Below are 16,754 nucleotides of genomic sequence, written 5' to 3' on the forward strand. Positions count from 1 at the left end.
ACGTTCAAGCGGCATTGCAATTACACAGAGAATGAAGACCCACACCCACAAGTTGATTGAGCGTTCGGATTTTTAATCACGAATTGCGCGCCTTCTAAATCATCCTTGTAGTCGATTTCGGCGCCAACCAAGTATTGATAACTCATCGCGTCGATCAATAACTGCACACCATTTTTATCCATAATAGTGTCGTCTTCGTTCGTCACTTCATCAAACGTGAATCCATACTGAAAGCCCGAACATCCGCCACCTTGCACGAATACACGTAATTTCAAATCAGGATTGCCCTCTTCTTCAATTAATTGTGCCACTTTCGAAGCGGCACTGTCCGTGAAGATAATTGGGCTTGGCATATCTGTAACAGCGTTCATAATTGGCTCCTGCTCGTTAATTCAAATCAGGTCTCTATTATAGTCTTTAAATACAATTCTAGTTGGATGCTGCCAACTTCAGAACTGGCTCTGCAATTTGATCATGAGCAAGTTTTCCTGAAACAAGCGCACCATTCATCATTTCCAACGCCTTATAGTGCACATCGCCAGAAATGCGCGCTTTACTTTGTAATTCTATGAGCTCCGTCGAGATAACTGGGCCGTTGATCACACCGTTCACAACAACATGGCCGGCGCGCACCTCACCATCAATAACTGCCTGTTCCGAGATGACCAAAATACTGGAAATACCCGCTTCAGCAATCACATTTCCTTTGATGTGCCCATCAATTCGCAGTCCGCCTTTGAAATGCACATCGCCTTCAATGTTGGTACTTGCTCCAATTAAGCTATCGATAGTACTTTTACTTTTACGATTAAACATGCAAACTCCTCAAATTTTTAGAATATTGACAGTTTTAATAATAAAAGAGCTGCCTTTGCGTGTTTTCCCAACTACCACAGTCAATGTTCGCCACTAAACATAGTAACCTTCAGAGGCTCACATTCTGTTTTGCACGCAACTCGCCTTTTTCGAGAACTGTCATTTGTGCCGATTTCACCGTGACACCTTCAGGTAGCGTGATTTGCCCTTCCATCCGCTGATAGTGCTTGAATGAAAGTTTCAATTTCGCCGACTCACCCGATCGAGGGTCAGGGAATTCCATCATAGCAGGTTTACCGTCCTGTACTAGTGTCAAGCTGATATGCATTTCACCAGAAAATTCTCGTACCGCTTTCCCCCCCTGCATGACCAAAGTTCGGTAGCGCAATTGGTTACCCACAAGCTCGATTTTAGCTTTCTGCAAAGTAATCCCTTGAGGTCTATTCGCTGATGGCATCAGACTTTCAAAAAAAGCGAGATCATCCTTAATCTTATTATTTTCCGCTGTTAATGCATTGATTTGGTCAGCTAGCTGCTTCTGCATAGATTTTTCGATATTTTGCTGACTTTCAATTGTTGCCGCTGTGGCTAACAATTTATCGCGCTCTGCAGTCAAACTGCTCACTTTCTCTTGTAGCTCAGACATTTGCTCGGGTGAAAATTTAGGACCGAATGCAAAACTTCGCCCCAGATCGTATGTCCACATCGCAATCGCACCGCCGATACCAATCACCACCGCAAACAGGGCAACTTTAATTGGCCATGGCAAATGCTGGTTAATCGTCATTTTCGACGCAGTTATGCGTCGACGAAAAAATTTCGAAAGAGGCATAGTCAATTAGGGATTAATTGGTACGTGCTGCAAACCAGTTTCTTCTGCGAGACCAAACATGATATTCATGCACTGTACCGCCTGCCCAGAAGCACCTTTTACCAAATTATCCTGTACAACCAAAACCACCACGTGTTTGCCATTTCCAGGGCGATGTAGCGCGATCCTGAGCATATTGGACGCACGCGTTGAACGAGTCTCAGGGTGTGACCCAAAAGGCATGACATCGATGAATTGCTCATCTTTATAGGCATCCTCAAATAATGCCTGCAATGCTTCATTGCTGATGTCCTGGTTCAATTGTGCATACAGGGTGGAATGCATGCCGCGGATCATCGGGACTAAATGCGGCGTAAACAGTAAACTCACTTCCTTGTCGGTCATCGTTTGTAACTGTTCGATAGTCTCCGGAGTATGTCGATGTCCTGCGACTCCATAGGCTTTGAAACTATCGCTGGTTTCTGAAAAAAGGATACCAATTTCCGCTTTGCGTCCTGCTCCTGACACGCCCGATTTACAATCAGCGATCAAATTTCCCGCATCGATCACACCTGCTTTTAGCAGAGGCGCAAAACCTAATTGCATCGTGGTCGGGTAACAACCCGGATTGCCGATCAGGCGGGCTTTTTTAATTTTCTCGCGATTCAATTCTGGTAGACCATAAACTGCTTCGGACAACAAATCTTTACAACTGTGCTCCATGCCATACCATTTTTCAAATTGCGCCACGTCCTGCATGCGAAAATCAGCGGCTAAGTCGATGACCTTGACACCGTTATCTAACAACTCGCGCGCTTGCGCCATTGCCACGCCGTGCGGCGTCGCAAAAAAAACGACATCACATGCATTCAGATTTGCTTTATCCGGAGAAGAAAAAGCAAGATCAACTCGTCCACGCAAAGACGGATACATCTGAGCGACAGGGACACCATCCTCTTTACGCGAAGTAATTGCGGTTAATTGCGCCTGTGGATGGGTAGCAAGAATACGCAGCAATTCAACGCCGGTATAACCCGTTCCACCAACAATACCAATCTTGATCATTTTTTATCCTAAACTAAAGCAAATAGCATGAAAGAAATATGCATGCATTCTAGCAGCCGAAACCTGAATCCCCAATAGACTAATTCTTCCACCGAAACACTCAGTAAAACAGCCTTACTAAAAATTGTTCACAACTGTTAGATGTAGGATGGAATTGTTTTTTTCAAGGCGAAAAAAAACCGCCAAAATTTGGCGGTTTTTTGTTCCAGCAAAATTTGCAAAAACGCAAATTAACGCTTGGAGAATTGCTTTGCGCGACGTGCTTTGCGCAAACCAACTTTTTTACGTTCAACTTCACGAGCATCACGAGTAACGAAGCCAGCTTTGGACAATTCAGATTTCAAAGTTGCATCGTAGTCGATCAAAGCACGTGTGATACCGTGACGAACCGCGCCATATTGGCCAGATTCACCACCACCGTGTACATTGATCATGATATCGAATGTTTCGAGGTGATTTGTCAATTCCAATGGTTGACGGATAACCATCAAGCCAGTTTTACGTGAGAAATATTCGTCAGCTGGTTTGCCGTTGACAACAATCTTGCCGCTACCTGTTTTCAGGAATACGCGAGCAACTGCGCTCTTGCGACGGCCAGTTCCGTAGTTGTAATTACCGATCATGGCTATTCCTTAGATGTCGAGTACTTGTGGTTGCTGAGCTGCATGCGGATGTGTTGCATCTGCGTACACTTTCAACTTCTTGATCATTGCATAACCGAGTGGGCCTTTTGGCAACATGCCTTTAACAGCTTTCTCTAATGCACGACCTGGGAAGCGAGCTTGCATTTTTTGGAAGTTCGTTTCGTAGATACCACCTGGGTATCCAGTATGACGATAGTAAACTTTGTTCAGAGCTTTAGTACCAGTCACGCGCAGTTTAGCTGCGTTAACAACAACGATAAAATCGCCTGTGTCTACGTGTGGTGTAAATTCTGGTTTATGCTTGCCGCGTAAACGGAGTGCCACTTCGCTGGCAACACGTCCGAGAACTTTGTCTGTCGCGTCAATCACGAACCAGTCGCGCTGAACCTCATGGCCCTTAGCGGAAAAGGTTTTCATGTTGAATCCTAAATAAAAAAGATAAAAAACACCCTGATTTCGGTGGTTCTGCTATTACTCGGACTAGCCGCGCGTAGCAGACGCTCCCTTGTTAAATTTTCTCCTGGGCGAACAGAGAATCGGAAATTATAGTATTTTCAAAGACTTAGTGCAAGCACTGTTTATGTTTTAAGCAAAAATTCAACGGAATGTAATGCTTCCTCTGCACGTACGCGCTTCTACTTTTTGCTTGATTCAATCACGCCCCCCAAAAAAAACCCGAAGACTTAGCTTCGGGAATAAGTCACGTGGAGTGACGGAGGAGATGCGTGAAGAGAGATAAAACAACTCACACGAAATCTGAATTTGCATAGTAGGCGATCAAGGACTGTTCTGCTAGAGAAACTTAATGCAATCTAGAAAGTACTAAAAAATGCGCCTAGCAGTACTGCTTTTCGACACCTTTTCAAGACTACCTAACAATTTAGTGCTACGGTTTGTTCATCAACGTTTTTTCGGAAGCATCAGCATCGGTACTTTCAATCAACAACTCGGCTACAATAATGGTCTACAAGTAATCATTTTCGACGCAGGGGAAAACATGGAAGCAAACGTACGTTGGACCGGGGTCTCCGGTATGAGTTTCTTGGCTGAAACAGGTTCAGGACATGCGGTATTAATGGATGGCGCTCCAGAGGGTGGCGGACATAATTTGGCTCCACGCCCAATGGAAATGGTATTACTCGGAACTGGCGGATGCTCTGCCTACGACGTTGTATTGATATTGCGCAAAGGCAAGCAAGATGTGCGTGGTTGCGAGGTCAAACTATCTGCCGAGCGCGCCACAACTGAACCAAAAGTATTTACGAAAATCCATTTTCACTTCATCGTCACTGGCCGTAATTTAAAAGCGAATTTGGTCGAACGCGCAATTGCCTTATCACACGAAAAATACTGCTCCGCTTCCATTATGCTCGGCAAAACAGCAGAGATGACCTGTAGTTTTGAGATCGTCGAAGATCTCACACTGGCATCGGAACACGAACAAATTTCGCACAGCGCTTAAGAAATTGGCACTGCCATTCGAATGAGAACAAAGCCTCAATAAGAATCATAGTTTCGATTGCAACGAAAAAAAATGCTGGGGTCACCCAGCATTTTTTATTTTCTGTCCTCGTATCGCTTTGCCAACCTAGACCTGTTCGTCACGGGCGAAAATCTCTTTATATGACGTAAAAAAAGTGCAATACATCACAACAAAAAGTGAAACTACGATAGGGATCAGGAGCAGATTCAAGAAACTAAGTAGGCCAGGAAGCAAATTAGCAAATAGGCCGAGTGTCGCTGGAATAAAAAATAAGATGCCAATCCAAGCCACAAAATAAATCAAGAACGCAGAACGCGCGCGCCAAACCGCGAAGAAACTATAAAAAATTGCCTTACCCACTCCCATACCGTGCCACATAATCAGCGGTGCGGCAAACCAAAAAGCCATCATCGCAGGCAAATGAAATACCCTTGCAATCAATAGACTACTCACTATCGATGTCTCGCGAATAGCCTTTTCATCGATCATACGGTTATTGCTAATGAAATCCCACAACACGCCCCCATCTACAGCCATTGTCAATAAAAACGAGAGCAGCAAGGTCAACATCTGCAAAAAACCTGACCAGCACAAGGCCTTTAAAGCGGGCGTCCGAAAGGGCATAAATAAAGTGCCGGGCTGAAATGCTTGGTCTTCGTCAACCTGTCGGCAAACTTGCATAAAACCCATGCCCAATACAGGCGAGAACACCATCAAGATGACGAAACCAATCTGAGGAATCGCAACCATACCAAATAAGCAGAAAATAAAGCCCATAAAAGTGAACATCACTTCAAATGGACGCTTTTTAAATAGCTGGGCGCCTTGTCTAATCCATTCCCATCCTGCGACTGCTTTCGGTGTATTCATGTTTCAAACTTCTGTTAATTGGGGTAAGGCTGGTAAATCTTGGTGTATCCGAAGCCGCAAAATCCGCTCAAAATGTGTTGGATCATGCGGAGTCAACATCTCGGCATCGCGTGGTTTGTAATAATCAAAGACGCGCGACAACCAAAACCGAAAGGCCGCCGCCCGCAACATGGGTCGCCAAGCTGCCGATTCCGCTGACGTGAATGGGCGAACGGCATGATAAGCCGCGAGCATCGTATTGACTCTCACCCAATCCAATTCCCCGGTCGTCAAATCGATGCACCAATCATTCACTGTCACTGCTACATCAAACAGCCAAGCGTCACAACCAGCAAAGTAAAAATCAAAAAAACCGGTCAATCGCTCGCCATCGAACATCACATTATTTCGAAATAGATCCGCATGGACAGGCCCTTTCGTCAACGACTGATAATTTGCTGTCGCCGCAAAGTCTGTCTGAAAAGTGATTTCATCTTGCATGAGTTGGCGATTTGCGCTGTCCAAGAATTCTAAAACGCTGGGCACAGTTGCTTGCCACCACTCTAACGAACGCAAATTCGGTTGTTGGATCGAAAAATCCTGTCCCGCCAAATGCATACGCGCCAACATTGTGCCGACTTCGGCGCAGTGCTGTGCTTGAGGATGCATCTGTGAGCTGCCCTCCAATTTACTCACAATCGCGGCCGGTTTTCCATGCAAAGCCACGCATAATTCACCCTCGGCATTTGCAACTGGCGCGGGAACTAGAATCCCTTTATCCGCCAAATGGCGCATTAATTTCAAATAAAACGGCAATTGCTGAAAATTGAGATTTTCAAAAATTGTCAGAACATATTCGCCTTGCTCAGTTTCAATAAAAAAATTACTATTTTCAATACCCGACGCAATCCCACGAATATTTTGTGCTTTCCCCAATGGGAACTGGGGCATCCATGCGTTTAAATCTTCTAGTGTTACCGATGTAAATACAGCCATTTCAATCACAATCCATTATTTTTTCTCGGGCGGCATGGATGCCGACGAAGAGGATGAAGTCGATGATGCACTCGCCGCTGTTGCGGCAGTGCTCGATGAAGCAGCTTTCGCTGCTGGAGTCGCGACTGATTTGGTAGAACCAGTTTTTGAAGTGGAATAAGGTCCCGGTGCTAAGACTGGCAGAGATTCAACTTCTTTGCTTTCTTTCTTACCGCCGAATTCCATGACTTTCCATTGCGCTGCGCGATTGGCGTCACCTTCTGGGGTGCCTTTCGGCGCATTATTGGGTTTTACCGTGTAGGTGCTTTTGCCAGTACGTACTTGAACTTCTGTCACTTTACCGTTTTCTTTACGTTCCACGGTTTTGAGCTTATTACTCTCAGGCTTTATCAGCTTGACATCAGCTTCGGGTCCCTCTTCCAGTTTTTCCAGTTTTGGCGGCGGTGGCGCCGTTTTCTCTTGCGCTGCCAACAGAGGTGATGCTGAGATCGCAATAAGAGCTGCAACCAGGTTGGAAATTAACTTCAAAGAGCTTTTCATGATGTTCACTTTTCGTGGAAATAAGAAGAATTCGTTACAACAACAGACTTAGGCAATTCCCATTGTAACAAAGCAATTAGGCTTAAGGCTGCATGATTTCATAATCCGCAGGTTTAGTATGCAATACACGCACAAAAAAGTAGCGCAATCGACTCCAAATAAGGAATGCGGAAGGCGACAACGAAATTCAAGCATTTTTCCTGCAATCTGCTTGATACACTCAAAAAAAAACCGCGAGCGTCGATCATTGAGCAATCACCTTCACACAGCGACGATCTTACAAATAAAGCATGCGCTGACGTTCTTCGTCTGATGGCTCAATGTCGTGCGCTTCATAAAATGCGAAAATTGCGTCAACCACATTGGCTGGTTCATCGATAACTTGTACTAAATTCAAATCCTTATCTTCAATCAAACCTTTATCCGCTAATTGCAAGCGTATCCAATCCAGAAAACCTTGCCAAAAGCTGGTCCCGACCAAGATCACAGGAATACGCTTCGTCTTACCCGTTTGCATCAAGGTTAGGACTTCCATCAATTCATCCAAGGTTCCAAACCCGCCTGGAAAAATGACGTAAGCATCGGCGTATTTCACAAACGACACTTTGCGTGCAAAAAAATGGCGAAAATTTAAAGAAATATTCTGCCAAGGATTGGTTTTTTGCTCGTGCGGTAATTCGATATTCAGGCCGACTGAGGCGGATGCACCGTCAAAAGCACCACGATTCGCCGCTTCCATGATGCCAGGCCCGCCCCCGGAAATCACTGCAAAACCTTCATCCGATAAACGTTTTGCGACATCCACACAATCTTGATAATAGGGATTATCGTGGCTAATTCTCGCAGAACCGAAGATCGTTACAGCGGGCCCCAAGGCAGACAGACGTTCGGTAGATTCGATAAACTCTGCCATAATCGTGAACATATGCCATGACTCACGGGCCTTCAAGGCGGTTGCCTTGTCTTTGTCCGTGATCTGGCGCAATTTTAAAATTCTTTTTCCGCTGTCATTCATACCCAAATCCTTATGCAAAAAACTCTGTTATTAGTCGACGGCTCTAGCTATTTATACCGCGCATTCCACGCCCTACCTGATTTGCGCAATATGCGCGGCGAACCGACTGGCGCGATACACGGCATGGTCAATATGATGCGCAAGCTGCGCCAAGATTATCCCGCAGCTTACATGGCTTGTGTGTTTGATGCCAAGGGCAAGACCTTCCGCGATGACCTGTATCCCGAATATAAAGCACAGCGCGCACCGATGCCAGACGATTTGCGCTTACAAATCGAGCCGATTCATCAAGCGGTGGCAGCCATGGGTTGGCCGATTTTGATGGTAGAAGGCGTCGAAGCCGATGATGTGATCGGCACACTCGCGGTCGAAGCCACTGCACGCGGCATGAACACCATCATCTCGACAGGCGATAAAGATTTGGCGCAATTGGTGAATACCAACGTCACCTTGATCAACACCATGAGCAATGAAAAACTCGATGAAGCAGGCGTGCTCGCCAAATTCGGCGTACCACCGAATCGCATCATCGACTATTTAACCCTGATCGGCGACACCGTTGATAATGTCCCTGGCGTGACCAAGTGCGGCCCCAAAACAGCGGTGAAATGGTTGACCGAATACGATAGCTTAGATGGTGTGATCGCCAATGCCGACAAGATCAAAGGCGTGGTCGGCGACAATTTGCGTGCTGCCTTAGACTGGTTGCCACAAGGTCGTGTCTTAATTACGGTCAAAACCGATTGCGATTTGGCTGGACATCATATTTCCATCGATGAATCACTGAAAGCCAAAGAAGAAAATCGCGAAGAAATGATCGCGTTCTTGCAGCATCAAGGCTTCAAGAGTCTATTACGCGAATTTGGCGTTGATCCAGTAGCCGGTTCTGCACCTACCAAAGCCGCACCAGCGCAAGGTGGATTATTTGGCGAGGATGCTGCTAGCGATTCTGCAGCGAGCAAAGCACCTGTCACGATTCCCGCCGCGCCTGCGGTCACGCAATACGAAACAATCTTGACCGAAGCCCAGCTCGATGTGTGGTTAGATAAAATCAATCAAGCCGCCCTCACCTCAGTCGATACCGAAACCACCTCATTAGAGCCGATGAACGCACAAATGGTCGGGATTTCTTTGTGCTGCGAAGCAGGCATCGCTGCGTATATTCCGCTCGCGCACAATTATCCGGGTGCACCAGAACAATTAAATCGGGAATTCGTTTTAGGCAAAATGAAGGTTTGGCTAGAAGACGCGAGCAAAGCCAAAGTCGGACAAAATCTCAAATACGACACGCACATTTTCGCTAATCACGGTGTGCATTTACGCGGCATTCTGCACGACACTTTGCTGCAATCTTATGTATTTGAATCCCACAAATCACACGACATGGACAGCCTTGCGTTACGCCACTTAGAACGCAAAACGATTAGCTTTGAAGAAGTCTGCGGCAAAGGTGCATCACAAATTGGTTTTGATCAAGTGGACATCGAACGTGCCACCGCCTACGCTGCGGAAGACGCCGACATCACTTTGCAATTGCATCAAGCGATGTGGCCACAAGTCGAACCTTACGACAAGCTGCGCTTCATCTATGACAAGATCGAATTACCGACGTCGGTCGTTTTACAAAAAATAGAACGCAATGGCGTCTTGATCAATCGCGATTTACTCGCCACACAATCACATGAAATCGGCAATCGCTTATTAGAGCTTGAACAAAAAGCCTACGAACTAGCAGAACAACCATTTAACTTAAATTCACCCAAACAACTCGGTGAAATTTTCTTTGGCAAACTCGGCCTGCCTGTCGTCAAAAAAACACCATCAGGCGCACCATCGACCGATGAAGAAGTGTTGCAAAAACTGGCTGAGGATTATCCATTGCCCAAAGTGCTATTGGAATACCGCGGCCTCGCCAAACTCAAATCGACCTACACCGACAAGCTACCAAAAATGGTCAACAACGAAACGGGTCGCGTCCACACCAACTACGCACAAGCAGTGGCAGTCACAGGTCGCTTGGCATCGAACGATCCTAACTTACAAAACATTCCCGTGCGCACCGCCGAAGGCCGCCGCATCCGCGAAGCCTTTGTCGCCGCACCGGACAATAGCATCGTCTCTGCCGATTATTCCCAAATCGAATTACGCATCATGGCGCACATCTCGGGCGACGCGAGTTTGCTCAAAGCCTTTGCCGATGGCGAAGACGTGCACAGAGCCACCGCATCAGAGATTTTTGGTGTGTCATTAGCCGAAGTCACGAGCGAACAACGACGCTACGCCAAAGTGATTAACTTCGGCCTCATCTACGGCATGAGCGCTTTTGGCTTAGCCGGCAACCTAGGCATAGAACGCAGCGCCGCCCAAAGCTACATCGATAAGTATTTCCAACGTTACCCAGGCGTCGCTCAATACATGGCCGACACTCGACTACAAGCCAAAGCGCACGGCTACGTCGAAACCGTATTCGGCCGCCGCCTCTGGCTACCAGAAATCAACAGCCCCAACGGACCACGCCGCCAAGGCGCAGAACGCGCTGCGATCAACGCACCTATGCAAGGAACAGCAGCAGACTTAATCAAGCTTGCGATGATTGCGGTGCAAGGTTGGTTGGAATCTGATGGATTGCAATCCAAGATGATTATGCAAGTGCACGATGAATTGGTGTTGGAAGTGGTACCTGAAGAATTGGAATTGGTGAAGCGGAAATTGCCTGAATTGATGGCTGGGGTGGCGGAGTTGAAAGTGCCTTTACTTGCTGAAGTGGGAGTGGGGTTGAATTGGGAAGAGGCGCATTGATTTTCGAAGAAGAATGCATTAATTATTAAAATATGAAATCCTTTTTGAATAGCGAAGCCAAAAAAATCAACGATAATCATTGTCAACTTAGGTATCGTCGAATCAATTGGTCTGTCGAAACGAGACATAAAATTATCTCGAAATTTAAAATTTTCAATCAATTGGCAATTGATCAAAATTTTCCTTTTTCTTTCTTCATTCAAACACATGGAACAAAGAACGAAGAAGTAATTCAGCTGGAAATTCAAAGTCAAAAAATTGGTATAACAAGAACCAGCAATAAACATCTAGCATTGCCTTTTGAAGACTCGAATCAAACAGTTTTGATAGAAAAAGGGGCTTGTTTAGTCGCATCACAAACAGCATGGGGTACGGTCTGTTTTATTGCGAGCCCTTTAAAATCGGAAATCTTAGAACACAAAGATAAGGAGTTCATTCTCTTCTACGACGTAGATCCACGAGATGTAACGGACAAGCTAATCGAAAGCGCGATTAAGAAATATTTACTTCTCATTCGCTCGACAAGTGTCAGATCAAACAGCAATTTAACTTTTGCAGATAGATTGAACTTATTCTTTATTGAAAAAACCGACGTAAGAAAGACTAATGAAATTATTCGAGAAAACACTTCTAAAGTAATACTATTCTTATTCTCAAAATTTGCGCCCCCAATTTTAACGGTAGTTACGGCATACTGGGGATGGCTGAAATTTCTAAATCCATAACTCAACTCAGCCTTGTAGGGTAGGTACGCTTTTTGTGCCAGCACGGATTGCTTTGTTTCTCAACAAAATTTGTTCGCTGTACCTTACTCTTATCTCCTTTTTCAACCGTAACGCGTGGGCACGATGAATCCGTCCCCATTCTACGAATTTAATCAACCCAAAACGGTCTAAAAAAAACCTAATGAACTTTCAAATCCGCCCTCTCTTACTGATCACTAGCATCGCCATTCTCAGCCACACCCAAACCGCAAACGCCAACAGAATCGGCATCAAAATGCCAAGCGAGCCAAAGCTAGCATCTGCACCGACAGCTTGTAAATCGCTCGATGATTGGAATGAGCCTACGCATGCGCGTCGGATTTATGGCAATACTTGGTATGTCGGTACTTGCGGGATCAGCGTCGTGTTAATCGCGACACCGAACGGTCATGTCTTGATTGATAGCGCACCAGAAAAAGCGTCGGAAGCGGTGCGTCAAAACATCCTGTCTTTGGGTGTCAAGCTGAATGACATCAAAACGATTTTGATCACACATGAACACCATGACCACATGGGTGGTTTGGCTAGCGTGCAAGCCGCAACTGGAGCTAAGGTATTAAGTCGAAGTAATATCGTCGATGTTCTGAAATCGGGTAAGAATGATCGTCGTGATCCGCAATTTAATGAATTATCTGGCTTTGATCCTGTTGCGAATGTGCATGCGTTTGAGGACGCAAGTACGATCACTATCGGTGATAAAAAAATTCAACACTTGCCCATGTCGGGTCATGCGCCTGGCGGCTCAGGTTGGACTTGGCAAGAATGCGAAAAATCCGTTTGCAAGAATCTCGTTTTCGCAGACAGTTTAGGATCGATTTCTGATGCAACTTATCGCTATTCCGCACCCGATTCTTTGGCTAATGCGCTGCGCGAAAGTAGTCAGCTCGTCGCGAAGACCACTTGCGATATTTTGATCACTGGTCATGGAACTGCGAGCAACTTACTCGCACGACTTGATCAAAAAGCGCCCTTAATCGATCCCAAGGCTTGTTTGATCTATGCAGAACGCGGTGCACAAGCTTTGCTTAATCGACTAACTCAAGAAAAGAGTGAGTACAATAAATAATCATGCACACTCTCTGCAAGCTAGCCAATTGAATAATTCATTTTGCACACTCATTAGTTAGAGCAGTGAGGCGAATAATTTCCCGCCTCACTAAGCGACTTTACTAAGCGACATCACTAAGCGACTTCACTTCGCCCATTCAACTGGACGGCGTGGATCCTTAGTCTGCTGCTTCCAACGACGACAAAGCAAGTGGCCTGCCATGATTGGAATCAAAACGAAGGCGACTTTCGCATACCAACGTCCATACCACTGGGCGTCACTGATGGTGATACCAAACAAAGATTTCACGGCATTCTGCGAAGACCAATATTCCAAAGCCGGGAAAAACGCCCAAGCAAACCCGCCCAGTAAAATTGGGAAAACATAACTAAAGGGTAAAAACTGCAGCGCAATAAGTACGACGCAAACAAGAAAGACACCGCCTGCTCGAAAAAGAATGGAAAAACCAGTTTCGGTCGGCACGGAGAACAAGTCTGACATTTTTGTGACGACGGCAATACATGCCAGCAAACACAAATACAGAAAAAAACGGCGGAAGAAACTTAACAAGTAGTTCATTACTTTTGATGTCCTTATAAAACCATTTGCCCCAAACCTACCGACCAGCCTGGCCGGGAGATCGCGAGAAAATTTTGCTTTTTAGATAATTGCAAATTTTACTCGGACAGCGCGTTGATCTCAATCATTTTGTCAATTTCAAATCATATCGATCATCATCGCTACACTTCAGAATAGGAAAGTTTTCGATCCTATTGTATCCATCTAAAAGGAACGCAAGCTTCGCTTGCAATCACGTGTTCCGGTTGATTCCAACTTTCACATACGGCAAATACCAACCGAACAATTTAATGTTGCGTTGACGGTACGGTTCATCAGAATGTGCAGTGCAATATACCAACTCAGCAATCTAAATCGCGTTATATTGCCGACTCGTGAAGTATGTCCTGATGCGTGTACATTCACAATCAAACTTAATCAAGGGGAAATACAATGACATTATTAGCGCTCTGGCTACCGATCCTACTTACAGCGGTTGGCGTCTTTTTTGCCAGCAGTTTAATTCACATGGTATTCAAATGGCATAACTCGGAATACCGCCCCTTGCCGAACGACGAAGATGTGCGGCAAGCATTGGCCCCGATTAAAAATGAACCTGGCATGTATGCGACCCCGCATTGCCCTGATATGAAGGACATGCAAACCGAAGCCGTTCAACAAAAATTTCGAGATGGCCCAGTAGCCTTAATCACCGTTCGGAAACCCGGTGCGCCGACAATGGGTCGATATTTGCTACAGTGGTTTGCTCTCAATCTCAGTGTTGCAGCTCTAGGTGGATTGTTAGCATTGCAGACCATGGGGCTTTACGCGAATCCACACTATGCCGGGCACTTTATCGGTCTTTTCACGATGATCGTGTATGCTTGTGGCAGCATACAAGAGTCTATTTGGATGGGGCGACCATGGTCAGCTACATTCAAAAATATATTGGACTCTTTGATCTATGGTGTCGTCAGTGCGCTGGTCTTCTGGCAATTCTGGCCTATCACCAATTAACCGCCTGAAGATAGACTCGGGCGAGGTACTATCGATGAATAAGAACTTGCAAAGTGACTGGAGTAGGTAAAAAACTCCCGCCACTTTTGATTGGAACTTGTCGACACCCGATTCGTTCAATTGCTCGATTTACCGTTAGACTGCTATCCAAATTGGAATTCTTTTATCCCCTCACAGAGGCAAATATGACTGTTCTTAATCGATGCAAAATCAACACAATAGGATTATTGAGTTCTAGCCTATGTGCACTAGGATTCGCCTGCCAAACGTCTGCGCAATCTCTCGAAATCCTACAAGGAAGTGCGCTCAAACAAGACGATTTTGTTGTCAGTTTGGTGCGTCAACTCGATCTAGAAAAGTACAAGGCAACGATTAAATCCTTAACGGAATTTGGTGATCGCCGCCAAGGGACAGAACGCAATCGGCGTGCGCTCGACTGGATAGAGGCGCAACTTCAAGCGTACGGTTGCACGAATACACAGCGCATGCAATTTGACTATACCCAGCCCCCCCCTGCAGCGCCAGGGGCAGCGCCAACTCCACGTCGCAATTTAATACCCAGCGGCGGTCTCGGAGGCGCACCCGGGCAAGGTGGCAGCACTCTATTTGGCAAACGCGCTAAAACGGGAGTAAATACGGATCCGCTTCTACAGCCAAATGAAAAGCTACGCCAATTGAACGCAGAACAAACACCGGTCGGTACATCGCAGCGTGAAAACGTCTATTGCACCAAGATAGGCAAAAAAAATCCTGACGAAATGTATATTGTTGGTGCACATTTTGATGGAATCGGTTTTGGCGAGGCCGCAAATGACAATGGCTCTGGTACCGCACTAGTAATGGAATTAGCCCGCATTTTTAGTGCTCCAGACGTTGAAACCGACAAGTCCATCCGTTTTGTTTTGTGGAACAACGAAGAAACGGGTTTAAATGGTGCCTACGCCTACGTCGCTCAACGTAAAGATCTACAAGGAATCGAATCGCCAAAAGGTTCAGGCCTGTATCCCGAACCAAAATGGCTAGGAATGATACAGCACGATATGATGCTATGGGATCATGGCATGCCGGTGCCACAACTCGATACAAAAGGTCAGCAAGTTCTCGACGCAGAGGGCAAACCTATCTATGTTTCTCCGAAAGAGCAGCGAGCCGAGGCGGATGTCAATATCGAGTTTCAATCGACGTCGAAACAGGCTGAAGGTGCCGCCAAGTTGGCGTGGTTCTTCCGAGCCGCCAATGACAAATATGCGACAGACTACCCAGCCGCAGTCGGCTTTCACATGACGAACACAGACTCGGTCCCCTTCATGGATCTCGTCCCCGCTATTTCCTTACGCGAAAATGAACGGGGTATGCATATCGGGGCTGGATGGAATCCCAATTGGCATCAACCGTCGGACGTATTTACGACTTACTCTGACAAAGATTTTAGATTGGGCTTGAATGCTGCGCAAACGACCTTGTCCGCTGTCGCGGTCTTAAGCGGAGCAAAAAAAACCACACAAAACAAATAGGCGTCAATCAAAGTCGCGGGCGGTTCCTTGTTGCGTGAAATATCACTAGCTTGGAACACCTGCGGCAGCATCGGCAGCGTATGAGCAGCATTTGACAATTCGGTTCATTACGACCCACTTCATTCTCGACAAAGTAAAAAAGTCAATCGATTTAACAATTGTTCTTGATTCGCTCGTGCTCAGGGCGCCGACTTGCAACTATAATTATGTTTTATCATTGCATACCCTCCCTTTGATTCTGAATCGCCCACCTCGCCTTGATACAACTAGCATTTTTCGGCCCCACGGAAGATTTCACGTCCGCGCTGAAGGTCAGCTCCTACTCACTGATGTAACCGGTCCATGGAATCGCGAATTAATCGAACATTGGGCACAACAGGCAAGGCAAATCGCAATTGGATTCTCTCCTGATCGCCCTTATATCGGAGTAACCACCGTTCACGAGTCAATACTTTGTCCCGCGGATGCCCTCAACCGAATACAACGGGCATTGGAATATAGTAAGACGAATCTTTCCTGCCTAGCAAATATCATTATCGCTGCAGATGATGTTGAGGGTCGCGATTTGGTCATCGATAAATACCAACGAATTGGATTAGATGGTTTCTTCGCTGACGCGACCAGTGCAACCGCATGGGCGTTCAACAAACTCAGAGAATATCAGTCAAATTCGCGCGCAAGCTAACGAATCCAGCAAAGACGTTGCATAGATGCATTCCGTCGCGAGCAACTACGGCATAAGTGCCTAGACGATACTCAATTGCACCTCCAAAGTGTTTTCGTTTTAACTTCGCTCAGCTATGATGCGTTATGCTGTAATCAATGCGGAGGCAAC

At 46.1% G+C, this 16,754-nt stretch carries 18 protein-coding genes; 7 read left to right on the top strand and 11 right to left on the bottom strand.

The genetic code is table 11. The features are described from left to right. Nucleotides 1–20: 20 nt before the first annotated feature. The 6 genes from erpA to rplM form a co-directional block, all read right to left on the bottom strand. The gene (gene erpA, locus KDM90_RS05440; protein ID WP_212674597.1) at nucleotides 21–371 is read right to left on the bottom strand and encodes an iron-sulfur cluster insertion protein ErpA; all 351 of its coding nucleotides are present in this window, start codon (nucleotides 369–371) and stop codon (nucleotides 21–23) included. Nucleotides 372–429: 58 nt separating this feature from the next. Beyond that, nucleotides 430–816, bottom strand: coding sequence for a bactofilin family protein (locus tag KDM90_RS05445; RefSeq protein WP_212674598.1), 387 nt, complete (start codon nucleotides 814–816; stop codon nucleotides 430–432). 109 nt (nucleotides 817–925) lie between these two features. Next, nucleotides 926–1,603 (bottom strand): DUF6776 family protein, encoded by a 678-nt coding sequence (locus KDM90_RS05450; RefSeq protein ID WP_230409628.1) that lies wholly within the window; start codon nucleotides 1,601–1,603, stop codon nucleotides 926–928. A gap of 51 nt (nucleotides 1,604–1,654) precedes the next feature. Then, complete coding sequence (gene argC, locus KDM90_RS05455; RefSeq protein ID WP_212674600.1) at nucleotides 1,655–2,692, bottom strand: N-acetyl-gamma-glutamyl-phosphate reductase; 1,038 nt, start codon at nucleotides 2,690–2,692, stop codon at nucleotides 1,655–1,657. Nucleotides 2,693–2,922: 230 nt separating this feature from the next. Further along, complete coding sequence (gene rpsI, locus KDM90_RS05460) at nucleotides 2,923–3,315, bottom strand: 30S ribosomal protein S9 (RefSeq protein WP_186890750.1); 393 nt, start codon at nucleotides 3,313–3,315, stop codon at nucleotides 2,923–2,925. 9 nt (nucleotides 3,316–3,324) lie between these two features. Then, entirely contained in the window at nucleotides 3,325–3,753 is a 429-nt protein-coding gene (rplM, locus tag KDM90_RS05465) for a 50S ribosomal protein L13 (RefSeq protein ID WP_189346784.1), read from the bottom strand. A gap of 580 nt (nucleotides 3,754–4,333) precedes the next feature. Here rplM and KDM90_RS05470 point away from each other — a divergent pair. Then, nucleotides 4,334–4,798, top strand: a complete 465-nt coding sequence (locus tag KDM90_RS05470) for an OsmC family protein (RefSeq protein WP_212675012.1) — start codon at nucleotides 4,334–4,336, stop codon at nucleotides 4,796–4,798. Nucleotides 4,799–4,924: 126 nt separating this feature from the next. On the opposite strand, the gene KDM90_RS05475 is transcribed toward KDM90_RS05470, so the two are convergent. The 4 genes from KDM90_RS05475 to KDM90_RS05490 form a co-directional block, all read right to left on the bottom strand. After that, nucleotides 4,925–5,689, bottom strand: a complete 765-nt coding sequence (locus KDM90_RS05475; RefSeq protein WP_212674601.1) for a BPSS1780 family membrane protein — start codon at nucleotides 5,687–5,689, stop codon at nucleotides 4,925–4,927. Between the two features lie 3 nt (nucleotides 5,690–5,692). Continuing rightward, nucleotides 5,693–6,664, bottom strand: coding sequence for a homoserine kinase (locus tag KDM90_RS05480; protein WP_212674602.1), 972 nt, complete (start codon nucleotides 6,662–6,664; stop codon nucleotides 5,693–5,695). A gap of 15 nt (nucleotides 6,665–6,679) precedes the next feature. Beyond that, nucleotides 6,680–7,204 carry a hypothetical protein gene (locus KDM90_RS05485; RefSeq protein WP_212674603.1) on the bottom strand — a complete coding sequence of 175 codons (525 nt, stop codon included), beginning with the start codon at nucleotides 7,202–7,204 and terminating at the stop codon, nucleotides 6,680–6,682. Between the two features lie 277 nt (nucleotides 7,205–7,481). Beyond that, the gene (locus KDM90_RS05490; RefSeq protein ID WP_212674604.1) at nucleotides 7,482–8,219 is read right to left on the bottom strand and encodes an LOG family protein; all 738 of its coding nucleotides are present in this window, start codon (nucleotides 8,217–8,219) and stop codon (nucleotides 7,482–7,484) included. 12 nt (nucleotides 8,220–8,231) lie between these two features. On the opposite strand from KDM90_RS05490, the gene polA reads away from it, so the two are divergent. The 3 genes from polA (at nucleotide 8,232) to bla (ending at nucleotide 12,848) form a co-directional block, all read left to right on the top strand. Beyond that, nucleotides 8,232–11,018, top strand: a complete 2,787-nt coding sequence (gene polA / locus KDM90_RS05495) for a DNA polymerase I (protein WP_212674605.1) — start codon at nucleotides 8,232–8,234, stop codon at nucleotides 11,016–11,018. Nucleotides 11,019–11,062: 44 nt separating this feature from the next. Next, nucleotides 11,063–11,743: a hypothetical protein gene (locus tag KDM90_RS05500; protein ID WP_212674606.1), complete on the top strand. Its 681-nt coding sequence runs from the start codon at nucleotides 11,063–11,065 to the stop codon at nucleotides 11,741–11,743. Between the two features lie 181 nt (nucleotides 11,744–11,924). After that, a complete protein-coding gene (gene bla / locus KDM90_RS05505; protein ID WP_212674607.1) occupies nucleotides 11,925–12,848 on the top strand; it encodes a subclass B3 metallo-beta-lactamase in 924 nt (307 codons plus the stop codon). 126 nt (nucleotides 12,849–12,974) lie between these two features. Here the strand turns inward: bla and KDM90_RS05510 are convergent, their stop codons facing one another. After that, on the bottom strand, nucleotides 12,975–13,409 hold the full coding sequence (locus KDM90_RS05510) for a hypothetical protein (RefSeq protein WP_212674608.1): 435 nt from the start codon (nucleotides 13,407–13,409) through the stop codon (nucleotides 12,975–12,977). Between the two features lie 432 nt (nucleotides 13,410–13,841). Between KDM90_RS05510 and KDM90_RS05515 the strand changes: the two genes are divergently transcribed. The 3 genes from KDM90_RS05515 to KDM90_RS05525 all read left to right on the top strand — a co-directional run bounded on the left by KDM90_RS05515 (nucleotide 13,842) and on the right by KDM90_RS05525 (nucleotide 16,604). Next, on the top strand, nucleotides 13,842–14,405 hold the full coding sequence (locus KDM90_RS05515) for a hypothetical protein (RefSeq protein ID WP_212674609.1): 564 nt from the start codon (nucleotides 13,842–13,844) through the stop codon (nucleotides 14,403–14,405). Between the two features lie 185 nt (nucleotides 14,406–14,590). After that, nucleotides 14,591–15,919, top strand: a complete 1,329-nt coding sequence (locus tag KDM90_RS05520; protein WP_212674610.1) for a M28 family metallopeptidase — start codon at nucleotides 14,591–14,593, stop codon at nucleotides 15,917–15,919. Between the two features lie 217 nt (nucleotides 15,920–16,136). Further along, nucleotides 16,137–16,604 carry a hypothetical protein gene (locus KDM90_RS05525; RefSeq protein ID WP_212674611.1) on the top strand — a complete coding sequence of 156 codons (468 nt, stop codon included), beginning with the start codon at nucleotides 16,137–16,139 and terminating at the stop codon, nucleotides 16,602–16,604. Nucleotides 16,605–16,754 lie beyond the last annotated feature (150 nt).

Source organism: Affinundibacterium fentianense (assembly GCF_018139545.1).
Taxonomy (GTDB): domain Bacteria; phylum Pseudomonadota; class Gammaproteobacteria; order Burkholderiales; family Burkholderiaceae_D; genus Undibacterium; species Undibacterium fentianense.

Coding starts and splice junctions, on each gene's coding strand:
- erpA (WP_212674597.1), bottom strand. CDS start 371: ATGAACGCTGTTACAGATATGCCAAGCCCAATTATCTTCACGGACAGT.
- KDM90_RS05445 (WP_212674598.1), bottom strand. CDS start 816: ATGTTTAATCGTAAAAGTAAAAGTACTATCGATAGCTTAATTGGAGCA.
- KDM90_RS05450 (WP_230409628.1), bottom strand. CDS start 1,603: ATGACGATTAACCAGCATTTGCCATGGCCAATTAAAGTTGCCCTGTTT.
- argC (WP_212674600.1), bottom strand. CDS start 2,692: ATGATCAAGATTGGTATTGTTGGTGGAACGGGTTATACCGGCGTTGAA.
- rpsI (WP_186890750.1), bottom strand. CDS start 3,315: ATGATCGGTAATTACAACTACGGAACTGGCCGTCGCAAGAGCGCAGTT.
- rplM (WP_189346784.1), bottom strand. CDS start 3,753: ATGAAAACCTTTTCCGCTAAGGGCCATGAGGTTCAGCGCGACTGGTTC.
- KDM90_RS05470 (WP_212675012.1), top strand. CDS start 4,334: ATGGAAGCAAACGTACGTTGGACCGGGGTCTCCGGTATGAGTTTCTTG.
- KDM90_RS05475 (WP_212674601.1), bottom strand. CDS start 5,689: ATGAATACACCGAAAGCAGTCGCAGGATGGGAATGGATTAGACAAGGC.
- KDM90_RS05480 (WP_212674602.1), bottom strand. CDS start 6,664: ATGGCTGTATTTACATCGGTAACACTAGAAGATTTAAACGCATGGATG.
- KDM90_RS05485 (WP_212674603.1), bottom strand. CDS start 7,204: ATGAAAAGCTCTTTGAAGTTAATTTCCAACCTGGTTGCAGCTCTTATT.
- KDM90_RS05490 (WP_212674604.1), bottom strand. CDS start 8,219: ATGAATGACAGCGGAAAAAGAATTTTAAAATTGCGCCAGATCACGGAC.
- polA (WP_212674605.1), top strand. CDS start 8,232: ATGCAAAAAACTCTGTTATTAGTCGACGGCTCTAGCTATTTATACCGC.
- bla (WP_212674607.1), top strand. CDS start 11,925: ATGAACTTTCAAATCCGCCCTCTCTTACTGATCACTAGCATCGCCATT.
- KDM90_RS05510 (WP_212674608.1), bottom strand. CDS start 13,409: ATGAACTACTTGTTAAGTTTCTTCCGCCGTTTTTTTCTGTATTTGTGT.
- KDM90_RS05515 (WP_212674609.1), top strand. CDS start 13,842: ATGACATTATTAGCGCTCTGGCTACCGATCCTACTTACAGCGGTTGGC.
- KDM90_RS05520 (WP_212674610.1), top strand. CDS start 14,591: ATGACTGTTCTTAATCGATGCAAAATCAACACAATAGGATTATTGAGT.